Genomic DNA, 12753 nt, shown 5'->3' on the forward strand with positions numbered 1-12753 from the left:
CTCCTCTTAAACCTTTATAAGTTTTTATGTGGTTGCATATAATATTTACTTGTATTATAAGTTTGCTCCATTACAGATTTATTAATCTATTTAATTAGATGAAAAGCAGCTATTATTTTTCAAAATTGGGACAGAATATTATTATATTAATAAACAAATCTATATATTAAATAAAGAAGGGAGCCTTATATTTATGGTTGGTTTCATAACAAAAATTATAATTTTTCCCGTTATATTATTACTATCTAACTATATATTTACAGATATATCTTATCCATATTTTTATCAATCTATATTTGTTGGTGTTATACTTGCCGCAATAACTCATTTGATAGATTTGGCTCTATTAAGACCAGGCTTTTTAATAATAAATACAATAGGTGAGTTTTTAGTAGCATTTGCGGTTATTTATTCTACACAGTTTTTACTTCCAGGTGCTTCAGTTAACTTGATTGGAACTTCAATAGCCGCAACTATTCTAACAATTTTTGAATTTTTTATTAATAGATATTTATTAGCTAATACTAAATTAAAAAAGCTTGAATAATTAACTCTAGCTTTATATATTAATAAAATAAAAGAGCTTTTCAGCTCTTATTTGTCTTTTATGCCATTTAATTCGTACATAAATGGCTTTATTTCTTCTTCTTTTATTGTTCCATCTTTATTATACCCTGTTTGCATTGTAGGTTTAATTTCTATTGTTTTTATCTCATCTGCAGCTCTATTAGCTTCATTAATATCTTTTATTTCTTTAAGTCTTTCCTCACTTATTTGTTGTCCTATCATATGTCTTTTCATAACATTCACCCTCTTTACAGCTTATATGATTCCTTAGATAGGCATTGAAAACCTCAGTTATATCTTCTGAGGTTTTCAAGTTTTCTTTAATTTATTTACATATCTTTATTTTTTATTCTTAATATTTCTGTATGACTTAACTGGGTTTGTTGTATAGTCTGCGAAATACTATTTCCTTTATCAAGTAATCTTTTTGCATGCCTAATAGCTTGTGCATGCGGAAGCTTTTGATTTTTTTTAACCATAGCATATCCTCCAAACGTAAACTAATGTGGTTTTACATTATCATTTTTCTTTTGTTTTTCTACTCTATCTTTTTCGTGTCTATTTTGACCATTATCCATTGTATCTAATCCTATGGCTGCAGCTTGCTTATTTGTCAATTTACCTTTAGCACTCATAAAAAAACACCTCACTCCCAAATTTATTTTTTCCAAAGCAAAGTGTTTTATGCTTTTATAATTAAAGCATAAATACCAGATGCATGTAACTTTTATATGCATCTGGTATTTTTCATTAATTTAAACTTATAGAACCTGTAATTATGATTATCGAAAGATTGTTCTAGTAAAGTATCATTGATAAATTTCTTTTTATTAATATAATCATCAAAATCGTAAGCACACATTATAGAGATATTCTTCCCTTCAACAGCCTCAGTTAACACCTTTTCGAAATCTAAAAAATCTTCATTTGATACTTTTTTTAATAAATAACTTACTTGATTAACGATTCTTATGCCTAAATAACCTTTATCTTTCGCCTTTCTTTCACAATCAAGAAAATAATCAGCTAAACATTTTATTCCTTCATTATGATAAATTTGCATTAAATGTGGGATATTAAAAGTTTCTATCTGAAAACCTTCTTTATATAAGCTTTCGGAAATAACTTTATGCAACTCTGGTTCTACATGTAAATATACTAATTGTTTCTCTTCACTTCCCTTATTTACATAATCGTAAATATTGACAAGCATATGTTCTATTCCACAGTAATATAAAACACAATGCACTCCGTACACCCCATAATTACCCATAATAGTTATCCTTTTCATAATATAGTTTTAACAAATATATTCTACAATTTATACATATATTCCTTCTAAAACTTAACTATAGTTTATACACTTTTATTTACTTTTTCTATAATATTTTGACAAGTTCTATCTAGATTTACTTGAGGTAATTCATCACATTTAAACCATTTTCCTCCGCATTCTACATCAACATTATAATCATCAGATATCTCAATGTAAATTACATCTGTTTTATATAAAATTCCATTGCTTTCACTTAAAAAAAACCCTATATCATTTGCTAATTTGTTGTTAAGATTTTTAGTATATTTCGATATAAATTGATTTTTTTGAGAAGGTAACTTAAATTGTTGATTTTTTTCGTTATAAAATAATAAACAATACTTAGTTTTGTTTGCTATTTTGCATATAAAAAATTCCTTTTTTTTAATAAACTTATCCGAATTCATAATATTTCTTAATGGAGCTATATCATTATAAGTTATTCTCTCTAAATCACTATCATCATAAAAATCTTTCCACTTAATATCCACTAATCTATAATATTGTTTTAGCTCTGGTTCTGGTTCATATCCAAGCTTAGCCTTTCCCTCAGTAGGATATGCTAAAAAAGTCACTACTCGGTTATACATAGAAGTTTTTATTTGAGGCACCCCTTCTATTTTTATAGGTAAGAGTTTAACCTTTAATCCAGTTTCTTCATATGCCTCTCTTATTGCAGCTTCTTCATCAGTTTCACCAAGCTCCCTTCCCCCTCCAGGAACTCCCCAAAAGTATAAATCTCTTTTTATATCATGATGCTTTAGTAAAATATACTTTCCATTTTCTACAATAAAAATTTGAACTCTTGTATCTCTTTTAAGCATTTCATTCACCGCCTCGTAAGCTTATTCTATAACTCGAAACTATTCTGTTATATTTATTATACAATATTCTTCAAGGTTTATATCATAAATTTACATAAATAGGATTCTAAGCTCTATATTAATAAAAAGTGTTAAACTTAAACTATTTGCCGGTAAATCAACTAGAAAGTTAACTTTCGACCAAGTAACCCTATATAAATTAAAGGCTAATGAATTTATAGTTCATCAGCCTTTAATTATAATTTAAAAGTGTTTTGTTATATCCTTCTGTACTCTTTTTATATCCTTTTCTCTTAGATGTGTTTCCTCTCTAATTTTATCTCCAGTCTCTCCATCTAAAAGCATCTCTCTAGCTCTCTCCTTTAGGTTATCTACTTTATCACTCATAGCTAGACCTCCTTTTATCTGTTACCATTCATTTTATCCTTAGCCTTTATTACATCCTGTTCATTAAGCTCAGTTATTTCTTTTATTTCTCCCATGCCCATTCCTTTGTCAAGCAAATCTTTAGCTGTTTCCATTGCTTCTTCATGATGCCCTTTATTTCTCCATCTTCCCATAAATAAACACCTCTATCTATCTATATTAATTATTTTCCTTGTATCTACCAAATCATCTACTGGAACATAAACGTTTTCTCGCATATCCAAAATTCTAATCTTAACTCTCCCGGTTTTATCATCTACACCATCAAGCCATACTGAATGACGATTATACAGTACTTCTATATTCTCCGGTGAGCTCATTATTTCTTTAACTCTTTCTATATCCATAATAAATTACCTCCACCTTTTGCAAATATATCCAAACAGTTTAATCTGCACTCCAATTTTCCTTAGTATTTTTCCCATTTTTATGCTCTGCCTTATATTTTGCACTTCTTGAATGATATTTCGCACTATTAGGGTCATCTGACCACTTTTTAGGTTGCTTGTTTCTATTTTCCATAAAAACTCTCCTTTTACTCATTATTTATATAAAAATTATATTTCTGTATAATAAATTACTACTCTTCATCTAATCTTACTAATGAGTCCAAATGTTTTTCCGATTGTGTGCCAAACTTTGCTCTTGAACTTTCATCTTGTGGACTGTGATCTATATGTTTTTTTCTAAATCTTCCATCTTCTTTTTTATTATTATTTGTGTACTTCATTTTGTTTTGCATACACATCTCTCCTTTCTAGTACTAGCTTTTCCTCTATGGTTGTTTTTATGCTTAAAGAATAAACCTTCAAGTATAGTTAAAGAATATAATTATATTGGTCATATGTATTAACATTTTATATATTTTATATATTTTATATTTACTACTAAACAGTACTTTGATAAAATTTTATCTACTAGATACTATATTAAATAAGTTAAACACTTAAATTTTTTATATGGAGGTACTTTTATGAGCTTTAAATTACCTGAATATCATTCACCAAATTTTGCAAAAGAACCTTTTATATCAGCTCCTAACGTTAAAACTGAAAGAGTTACATTAAAAGGAATAGCTCCTGATAACTATCACGCAACATCAATATATCCTGAATACTTTAAGATAGATGAAGAGTGGATTCTTGCTTCTGAGAGCCGCATGGATTGTGTTGTAGTTGTTAACGAAAATAAAAAATTAGATATTAAAGAATTTAGGAATTTAAATGTTGGAGACAATGTTGTTATAGGTAGAAGAGAAAATGCTGAAGATGGAATATTTGTATATGTTGATGGTTTTAAACATGATTCAGCCGAAGAACAGTCTTTTGCATTTAGATCTGGCAGAACAAGAGAGAGTTCATATTCAAAGGATTATGATAGTTTGTATGAACTATTAAAATATGAAAAGGATAACGGATACATATTATGGGTTTTAGGACCTGCAGTTATATTTGACCATGATTCAAAAAATGCTATGTCTCAATTAATAGATAATGGTTATGTTGACGCCATTTTTGCAGGAAATGCATTGGCAACACACGATTTAGAAGGTTCAGTATTAAAAACTGCTTTGGGCCAGGACATCTATACACAATATTCAGTTTTCAATGGTCATTATAATCATATCGATATTATTAATAGAGCTAGACGTGCAGGTTCATTAGAAAAATTCGTTGAAAGTGAAAATATTACAGATGGAGTAGTTTATACCTGTATAAAAAACAATATTCCTCTGGTATTAGCTGGCTCAATAAGGGATGATGGGCCTTTGCCTCCTGTCATTGCAAATGTTTATGATGCCCAAGATGCCATGAGGATTCACTGTAAAAAGGCTACCACTGTTATCTGTCTTGCAACACAACTTCACACTATAGCTACAGGAAATATGACACCAATGTATAAAGTTGAAAATGGCAAAATAAGACCAGTTTATATATATACTGTAGATATATCAGAATTTGGAGTAAATAAACTTAGAGATAGAGGAAGTTTGGAAGTAACTTCAGTTGTTACCAATGTTCAAGATTTCCTCGTTAATATAGCTAATAATTTAGTTTAAAGAAAAATAGATTTTAGAGCAATTGAAATATTTAACTCTAAAATCTATTTTTTGTTTAAATTGAATTTTTTAGATTTAGTAATTGACATAAATTAAATTATTGGTTACTATTATAATATAATTAAAAAAAGTCAAAAAATTTTTAACTTAAGTTGCAATATTTAGTATTTATATTATCTTTATAATTAGTCACATTACTGGCGGAAGTGGAGTTTACCATGGGGAGTGTGATTTGTAAAAAAATGCCGACTGCCTGGGCAAAATGTCCAGGTGGTATTACGCTTTTTGATGCCTTCTATACTACTAGTAAACTATTTTTAATAAGAGTTTCAGAATATGCTGTTCACTTCAATAGATTAACTAAAGAACAACAAAAAGAAGTTATAAGCAGAACTTTCCACGAAAAAAATTTAGCCCAAAAATTAAACTTTCCAATCCCCTTCCGGAAAGTTTAATTTAACCTAATAAAACCTAAAACCTAAAAATACATCCTTAAGCTACTTTGTTTAAGGGTGTATTTTTAATTTTAATAATTGGATGTCTGCTTATATGAATTATTATCCACTTGATATATAATAATAGTGATATAAAATGCAACTTTGGGATGTTAAAGTCCTAAATGGACTTTAATGGGTAATTTTGCTAGGTAAAAGTTCTAAATGAACTTTTACGGGTAACTTGTGAGCGGAAGCGAAAATATTAAGTTACCCAGTACCCGAAGGGAAACAAGCAAAATTACCCAGTGTTCCGACTAAAAGGAGGATTCAATATGTTAAAATCAAGTCTTACATCTGAACTGGTTAAGAAGTTTACTAAAGCCTTGGAAAAAATATTAGAGTATAAAAATAATGATAAGAATGAAGAAGCACTTTCCGTAATTGATGACACTTTTAAGGAAATATTCAGACTTAGTTCTAAGTTTTTCAGTTCTTTTTCAGACGAAAACTTAATGGATATGATTAAAACTGATGGAACATTAAATGCAGATAAGTGTATAATGATGGCAAAACTTTTGGAGGAAGAGGGAGAAATCTATGAATCTCAAGGTAACCATAATGAAGCCTTTTATTTAGATTTAAAAGCTTTAAATTTATTATTAGAAGCATACATAAATAAGGATAACAATTGTGATCTTCAAAGCTACTTTTCAGATATAGATTTAATAATAGAAAAGATATCAGATTATAAATTACCAATTTCACTTGAAAATAAAATATTAGATTATTATATTAAAATTGATAAGTATGATAAAGCAGAAGATATGCTTTATGATATTCTTAAACACAATAATTTTGATGAAGATTCTATAAAAAAAGGAATTGCTTTTTATGAGCTTTTACTTACAAAAGACGATGAATCTTTAGATAATAGCAACCTTCCTAGAGAAGAAATAAACGACTCTTTACAACAGCTAAAAAGAAAGCTATAGTGAAATTCACTAGAAAGTTAACTTATACATAGGGATATGTCTCCAAAGCTGAAGTAGATTTAAAAACTTTGTGCCAGTCTTAGTGAAGGGTTTTAAGACAACCTAAGAACTTTAGAATTGTTTGAGCACAGCGAGTTCTCGAAAGTTCTTAGGTTGTCTTGAAACACGCACTCTGTGTAAGCGATTATCACCAAATCAAAGATTTGGGATATCTGCTTAAGCTTTAGATTGGCTAAAAGTTTCTAACGTGCTGAAGCTTGGAAACATATACCGACGTATAAGTTAACTTTCGGTCAAGTAACCCTATACTTCAGTTACTTTTTGTTGTTTTCCTCTGAATGTTATAAACGAGCCTATCAAAATGAATGCTGATAACATAATATATAAATATTCTTTTTTCATAACATATTCCCCCGGTCATAAAAAAACAAAATAAAACCCCACCACGCCGTATCCTGAGCTATGTTTGAACCCGCTCTCGCAGGTGGGCATCTCCTTTTTACTTCTTGTTCTCAGGGAAAACTGCCTGAGCATCACATTCCACAAAAAGAGTCCGATTCCCATTTCAACATTGTTGGGTCAATATAAACTCATTCTACGCACATGGTAGGAACTTTTACATTAATTATATATTTCCTTTGAGAATATTATATCATATTTTTCAGAATTTATCTACAATTCATTCAGTTAAACTATTCATTTTTTTCTTCTATTATGCCTATTCCTAGATCTTTTAATTGTCCTTCATCTACAACATTAGGCGCTTCAGTTAAAGGACAGAATGCATTTTGGTTCTTAGGGAATGCTATAACATCCTTTATGTTGTCTGTGCCAGCAAGGAACATAACCATTCTGTCAAAACCATAAGCAAGACCGCCATGTGGTGGTGGACCAAACTTAAATGCATCTAATAAGAATCCAAACTTTTCTTGAGCCGCTTCTTTTGAATGACCTATAACATTAAACATTTTTTCTTGAAGCTTTGTATCATGTATTCTGATACTTCCTCCTCCAAGCTCCTCACCATTTAAAACTATATCATAAGCTTTAGCTCTTACCCTTGCTAAATCAGTATCTAAATATTGAATATCCTCATCTATTGGCATAGTGAATGGATGATGTTCCGCCTGGAATCTTCCTTCTTCTTCATTATATGAGAAAAGAGGGAACTCTGTTATCCATACAAATCTAAACTCTTTATTATTTTCAAGAATTCCTAGTTCCTTTGCCATATGAAGTCTTAAAGCACCAAGACTTTGGAAAACTGTACTATTTTTATCTGCAACTATTAATATTAAATCCCCAACTTTAGCATCTATGGAATTTAAAATATTTTTAGCTTGCTCTTCTGTTAAAAATTTACTTATAGATGACTTAATTTCATCTTCTTTATAAGCTATCCATGCTAATCCCTTAGCTCCATATGTTTTTACAAATTCAACCAACTTGTCAATTTGCTTTCTTCCCATACCTGCACTGTTTCCAGCCTTTATAGCTCTTACTGATCCACCATTTACGATTGCATCCTGGAATACTTTAAAGTCTACATCTTTCACAGCTTCAGTTATGTCGTTTATTTCCATTCCAAATCTCAAATCTGGTTTATCTGAACCATACTTCTCCATAGCTATCTTATATGGCATTCTTTCTATTGGAAGTTTAACCTCTACTCCTAGAATATCCTTAAAAACTCTTTGAATTAGTCTCTCATTCAATTCCATAACATCATCTTGTTCAACAAAGGATAACTCCATGTCTATTTGAGTAAACTCTGGTTGTCTATTAGCTCTTAAATCTTCATCTCTAAAGCATTTTGCTATTTGGAAGTATCTATCATAGCCTGACACCATTAACAGCTGCTTAAATAGCTGTGGAGACTGTGGAAGAGCATAAAACATTCCTGGATAGTTTCTACTTGGCACAAGATAGTCTCTTGCTCCCTCTGGCGTACTCTTTGTAAGTATAGGAGTTTCCATTTCTAAAAATCCATTCTCGTCTAAGAAATCTCTTACCACTTTAGCTGCCTTATGTCTTGTCATAAGAATTCTCTGCATATCTGGTCTTCTTAAATCTAAATATCTATATTTTAATCTAACATTTTCACCAGCATCTAGATCTTCTTTTATGTATATAGGTGGTGTTTCTGATTCTGATAATATCTTTATGGACTCACCCTTTAATTCAACCATTCCTGTAGGAATCTCTGTGTTTGGAGATTCTCTTTTAACTAAAGTTCCTGTAACAGCTATGCAGTATTCTGATCTTAATGAATCAGCTTTTTCAAAAGCATCCTTGTTTATTTCCTCTCCAAATACTACTTGAAGAATTCCTGTTCTATCTCTTAAATCTACAAATATAAGTCCTCCAAGATTTCTTCTTCTTTGAACCCATCCCATAACAGTAAATTGATTATCTACATGGGATTCTCTTAATTGTCCACACATAATCGTTCTTTTAAGTCCTCTTAATGCTTCTCCCATTTTTTATTCCTCCAAATTCATAATTGATTTTAGTTGTTATTTATAAGCTCTACTATAGCATTTAAGTCATTAAGGTTTACTTCAATTTGCTCACCGTCAACCATTCTTTTAAACTTTGCCATTCCTGATTGTAATTCATCATCACCGAGAATCACAGAAAATTTAGCTTCTATTTTATTTGCATATTTCATTTCAGCCTTCACTTTTCTGTTCATGTGGTCACACTCACATTTGACGCCCTTTTCTCTTAAAGAATTAACAAATCTTAAAGCTTCTATTTTAGCATCCACGCCTACTGCACCTACATATAGTTCGATGTAAGAATCTTTTGGTATTTCAATTCCATGCTCTTCAAGGGTTAGAAGAGTTCTTTCTATTCCCATACCAAATCCCATTGCAGGCATAGATGGACCTCCTACTTCTTCTATAAGATAGTCGTACCTTCCACCACCACAGACAGTAATGTTCTTATCTATTATTTCAAATACAGTTTTACTATAATAGTCTAATCCTCTTACTATATGTGGGTCTATTTTAAACTCTATTCCTAATACCTTTAGATACTTTTGCAGACTTTCAAAGTGCTCATTACATTCATCACACAAATAATCTAGGATAATTGGAGCACCCTCTACTATTTCCTTGCAATTTTCAACTTTACAATCAAGTATTCTCATAGGGTTTTTATCAAATCTTGTTTCACAAGTCTTACAAAGATTATGTAAGTTATCCTTAAGAAAGGCTTTCAAAGCATCATTGTACTTCTTTCTGCAATTCGGACATCCTATGCTGTTTATGTTAAGGGTTAGTCCCTCTACTCCTAGCTCCTTATAAACTCTCATGGCAAGGCTTATAACTTCTGCATCTGCTGAGGCCTCTTGTGCACCAAATACCTCTATACCAAATTGGTGATGTTCTCTAAGCCTTCCCTTTTGAACATTCTCATATCTTAATACTGGAGTAAAATAATAAAGCTTCGTTGGTTGTGCTTCGTTATATAAGCTGCTTTCTACAAAGGCTCTCACCGCTGGTGACGTTCCTTCCGGCTTAAGTGTTATACTTCTATCAGCTTTATCATTAAAAGTATACATTTCTTTCTGAACAACATCTGTAGTTTCACCTACTCCCCTTTCAAAAAGCTCCGTATACTCAAAAACTGGAGTTCTAATTTCTCTATATCCATAGGATGCTGCAATGTTTTTAAATTTTTCTTCTAGGTAATGCCACTTATATGAGTCTCCAGGCAATACATCTTTAGTCCCCTTCGGTGCCTGTATAATCATCTTATCTCCTCCTCCGTCTCTGCAGCTAAAGATATTATCTATAAAGAGTATCCAAAAGATTTAGTTTTTTTTCTACCATTTCTTCTACTCTATTTATATATTCTCTAACATCTTTAACATTAGCGTGTCTCTCTATTCTATTTTCATCTAAAAATACGACTTTAGTTACTGCATCAGCTCCGCAAGCTATGATGGTCTGTTTTTCTTCAATCATTTGAATATTATATAAACCTTCTTTTCCAGACTCACAATAGCCTACATTTTCCATATTACCTACCATGTTCTTTTGTCTATACATGTAGTATGGATTTATATTCAATCTTTTAGCTAAATTTACTGTTTCCTCATACATAAAATTAAGCTCTTCCTGCTCTGGCACATGAAAATCCATCTTATTAATAATATTTTCATGTAGCTTTGATCCTCTTTTTACTGACATACCATGAACAGTAATACTATCTGGTGTAAGATCAAAAATTTTATCGCAGGTTTTTCTTATATGACTTAAATCTTCTCCTGGAAGTCCTACGATTATGTCCATATTTATGTTGTCTAATCCACATTGCCTTGCCAAATTAAATTTGTCAATTACCTCATCTACACTATGTCTTCTACCAATCAACTTTAATGTATCATCATTCATTGTTTGTGGATTTATACTTATTCTATCTACCTTATATTTTTTCATGCTTTCCAATTTGCTTAGAGTTATACTATCCGGTCTACCACATTCCACTGTAAACTCTTGAATTTTATTTTCTCTTACAAAACTATTATATATATGTGCCATAATTTTTTCAAATTGTTCATCATTTACCGCTGTAGGAGTTCCCCCTCCAAAATAAACACATTCAATATCTAACTTTTTTTCTTTTATGTATCTTGCAGTTTTTTCTATCTCAAAATACAAACCTTTTAAATAAGGCTCAACAATACTTTTACAACCTTCAATTGGGTTAGATGTAAATGAGCAGTATAAACATCTTGTAGGGCAAAAAGGCATACCAACATAGACACTAATTTTATTAGTATTTTCATTTACTAATTCTTTTTCAACCTTTGCAATCTTTATGCATAATTCTACTTTATCTCTTCTAGTATAAAAGTGTTTATCAAAATAGCCTACGATATATTCATCATCTTTTCCTTCATTTATTAAAGATAAGGCTATCTTGCTTGGCCTGATTCCCACTAATGTTCCCCATGGCATAATCTTGCCGCTTCTCTCTGAAAAATATTTAAATATAAATTTTTTAATATTTTCTTTATGTGTTAAATCACTTTCAAAAAAATATTCTCTATGTAGTTCTTCTTTATCTTTTACAATAACACTTTCTTCATTAACATCAATATAAAAATCCCAATTATCATCAACAAATTCTACATCTACAGAGGCATAGAATATGTTAACCATCAGGTATACATCATATCTATAGTTCATATTATTTAATTTTATACTAATTTTCATTGCTGCTTATTTATTTAAGCCTCCTTTTAAATTAAAAATGGAGAATACTCTCCATTCTTAACGTACATTTTACAAAAATGGGTTATGAACTCTTTCTCTTCCTATACTGCTTTGTGGTCCATGCCCTGGAAATACTGTAATATTATCTGGTAATATCATAAGCTTATTTTTTATATTGCTTATAATTGCATCAAAGTCTCCTCCTGCAAGATCTGTTCTTCCTATAGACCCTGCAAACAATGTATCACCTGTAAATACAACATCCTCTACCATAAAACAAATTCCACCTGGTGTATGACCTGGTGTGTGAATACATTTAATTTCAATGCTTCCTATTTTGAAAGTATCACCTTCATTTAAAAACTTATCTACTTTCCCAATGACATCACCATAGATATATTCACCATTTTCCATCATTCTATAATCTTTTTCACTAATATAAATAGGTACATTATACTCTTCTTGTAGCTGAACTGCTGCTCCAGTATGATCTGTATGACCATGAGTTAACAATATATATTTTACTTTTGCATCCATTTCATTGACAGCTTTTATTAGATCCTCGGAGTCTCCACCTGGATCAATTACTGCTGTTTCCTTTGTATCCTCATCCATTAGTATAAAACAATTAGCCGCATAAACTCCCGCAGGAATTCTTTTTATTTTCATAACATTCCCCTCCTGAAATTACTGACAACCTAATCTTAGGCACATGAAAATAAATATCAAGTCAAATAGACTACCATACCGGTTTTTATTTATTTTCACATGCCTTATTGCTATACAATAATTAAATGAAACTCCTTCTCCTTTCGTCGAATGAGTACTCGCTGAGTAAGCGATTCACTTCATATCAAAGATTTGAGTTCTCTGCTTAAGCGATCATCACAAAATCAGCACTC

18 protein-coding genes, 1 other RNA gene and 1 riboswitch are annotated in these 12753 nt (G+C 30.6%); of the genes, 4 read left to right on the forward strand and 15 right to left on the reverse strand.

Features of this window, described 5'->3' with window-relative positions:
- Window positions 1-193: 193 nt before the first annotated feature.
- Window positions 194-547 carry a DUF2512 family protein gene (locus ACZ5N4_RS22805; RefSeq protein ID WP_464204774.1) on the forward strand — a complete coding sequence of 118 codons (354 nt, stop codon included), beginning with the start codon at window positions 194-196 and terminating at the stop codon, window positions 545-547.
- A gap of 47 nt (window positions 548-594) precedes the next feature.
- Here the strand turns inward: ACZ5N4_RS22805 and ACZ5N4_RS22810 are convergent, their stop codons facing one another.
- From ACZ5N4_RS22810 to ACZ5N4_RS22855, 10 genes are all read right to left on the reverse strand, one after another.
- Window positions 595-801 (reverse strand): hypothetical protein, encoded by a 207-nt coding sequence (locus ACZ5N4_RS22810; RefSeq protein WP_211141081.1) that lies wholly within the window; start codon window positions 799-801, stop codon window positions 595-597.
- Between the two features lie 95 nt (window positions 802-896).
- Window positions 897-1046: a hypothetical protein gene (locus tag ACZ5N4_RS22815; protein WP_464204775.1), complete on the reverse strand. Its 150-nt coding sequence runs from the start codon at window positions 1044-1046 to the stop codon at window positions 897-899.
- A 21-nt stretch (window positions 1047-1067) separates the two neighbouring features.
- Window positions 1068-1202: a hypothetical protein gene (locus ACZ5N4_RS22820; protein WP_464204776.1), complete on the reverse strand. Its 135-nt coding sequence runs from the start codon at window positions 1200-1202 to the stop codon at window positions 1068-1070.
- 92 nt (window positions 1203-1294) lie between these two features.
- A complete protein-coding gene (locus ACZ5N4_RS22825; RefSeq protein WP_464204777.1) occupies window positions 1295-1858 on the reverse strand; it encodes an MEDS domain-containing protein in 564 nt (187 codons plus the stop codon).
- 65 nt (window positions 1859-1923) lie between these two features.
- Window positions 1924-2706: an NUDIX domain-containing protein gene (locus tag ACZ5N4_RS22830; protein ID WP_464204778.1), complete on the reverse strand. Its 783-nt coding sequence runs from the start codon at window positions 2704-2706 to the stop codon at window positions 1924-1926.
- A gap of 243 nt (window positions 2707-2949) precedes the next feature.
- On the reverse strand, window positions 2950-3093 hold the full coding sequence (locus tag ACZ5N4_RS22835) for a hypothetical protein (RefSeq protein ID WP_464204779.1): 144 nt from the start codon (window positions 3091-3093) through the stop codon (window positions 2950-2952).
- A gap of 14 nt (window positions 3094-3107) precedes the next feature.
- Window positions 3108-3266, reverse strand: a complete 159-nt coding sequence (locus tag ACZ5N4_RS22840) for a hypothetical protein (RefSeq protein WP_464204780.1) — start codon at window positions 3264-3266, stop codon at window positions 3108-3110.
- 12 nt (window positions 3267-3278) lie between these two features.
- Window positions 3279-3479, reverse strand: a complete 201-nt coding sequence (locus ACZ5N4_RS22845; RefSeq protein ID WP_464204781.1) for an H-type small acid-soluble spore protein — start codon at window positions 3477-3479, stop codon at window positions 3279-3281.
- 40 nt (window positions 3480-3519) lie between these two features.
- Window positions 3520-3654 (reverse strand): hypothetical protein, encoded by a 135-nt coding sequence (locus ACZ5N4_RS22850; RefSeq protein ID WP_464204782.1) that lies wholly within the window; start codon window positions 3652-3654, stop codon window positions 3520-3522.
- A gap of 58 nt (window positions 3655-3712) precedes the next feature.
- Window positions 3713-3874 carry a CPC_1213 family protein gene (locus ACZ5N4_RS22855; protein ID WP_464204783.1) on the reverse strand — a complete coding sequence of 54 codons (162 nt, stop codon included), beginning with the start codon at window positions 3872-3874 and terminating at the stop codon, window positions 3713-3715.
- 231 nt (window positions 3875-4105) lie between these two features.
- Between ACZ5N4_RS22855 and ACZ5N4_RS22860 the strand changes: the two genes are divergently transcribed.
- From ACZ5N4_RS22860 to ACZ5N4_RS22870, 3 genes are all read left to right on the forward strand, one after another.
- Window positions 4106-5191, forward strand: a complete 1086-nt coding sequence (locus tag ACZ5N4_RS22860; protein ID WP_464204784.1) for a putative NPN-dependent ornithine cyclodeaminase — start codon at window positions 4106-4108, stop codon at window positions 5189-5191.
- A 183-nt stretch (window positions 5192-5374) separates the two neighbouring features.
- Window positions 5375-5457, forward strand: a riboswitch (ZMP/ZTP riboswitch).
- Window positions 5434-5646, forward strand: a complete 213-nt coding sequence (locus tag ACZ5N4_RS22865) for a hypothetical protein (RefSeq protein ID WP_464211087.1) — start codon at window positions 5434-5436, stop codon at window positions 5644-5646. It overlaps the preceding riboswitch by 24 nt.
- Window positions 5647-5960: 314 nt before the next feature.
- Complete coding sequence (locus ACZ5N4_RS22870; protein WP_464204785.1) at window positions 5961-6620, forward strand: DUF6483 family protein; 660 nt, start codon at window positions 5961-5963, stop codon at window positions 6618-6620.
- 433 nt (window positions 6621-7053) lie between these two features.
- On the opposite strand, the gene ssrS is transcribed toward ACZ5N4_RS22870, so the two are convergent.
- The 5 genes from ssrS to ACZ5N4_RS22895 all read right to left on the reverse strand — a co-directional run bounded on the left by ssrS (window position 7054) and on the right by ACZ5N4_RS22895 (window position 12520).
- A non-coding RNA gene (ssrS, locus tag ACZ5N4_RS22875) (6S RNA) lies at window positions 7054-7236 on the reverse strand.
- A 76-nt stretch (window positions 7237-7312) separates the two neighbouring features.
- Complete coding sequence (gene aspS, locus ACZ5N4_RS22880; protein WP_464204786.1) at window positions 7313-9100, reverse strand: aspartate--tRNA ligase; 1788 nt, start codon at window positions 9098-9100, stop codon at window positions 7313-7315.
- Between the two features lie 29 nt (window positions 9101-9129).
- On the reverse strand, window positions 9130-10383 hold the full coding sequence (gene hisS / locus ACZ5N4_RS22885) for a histidine--tRNA ligase (RefSeq protein ID WP_464204787.1): 1254 nt from the start codon (window positions 10381-10383) through the stop codon (window positions 9130-9132).
- A gap of 34 nt (window positions 10384-10417) precedes the next feature.
- Window positions 10418-11851, reverse strand: a complete 1434-nt coding sequence (locus ACZ5N4_RS22890) for a coproporphyrinogen III oxidase (protein ID WP_464204788.1) — start codon at window positions 11849-11851, stop codon at window positions 10418-10420.
- A 69-nt stretch (window positions 11852-11920) separates the two neighbouring features.
- Complete coding sequence (locus ACZ5N4_RS22895) at window positions 11921-12520, reverse strand: MBL fold metallo-hydrolase (protein ID WP_464204789.1); 600 nt, start codon at window positions 12518-12520, stop codon at window positions 11921-11923.
- Window positions 12521-12753 lie beyond the last annotated feature (233 nt).

The sequence above is a fragment of the Clostridium nitrophenolicum genome, assembly GCF_055391695.1.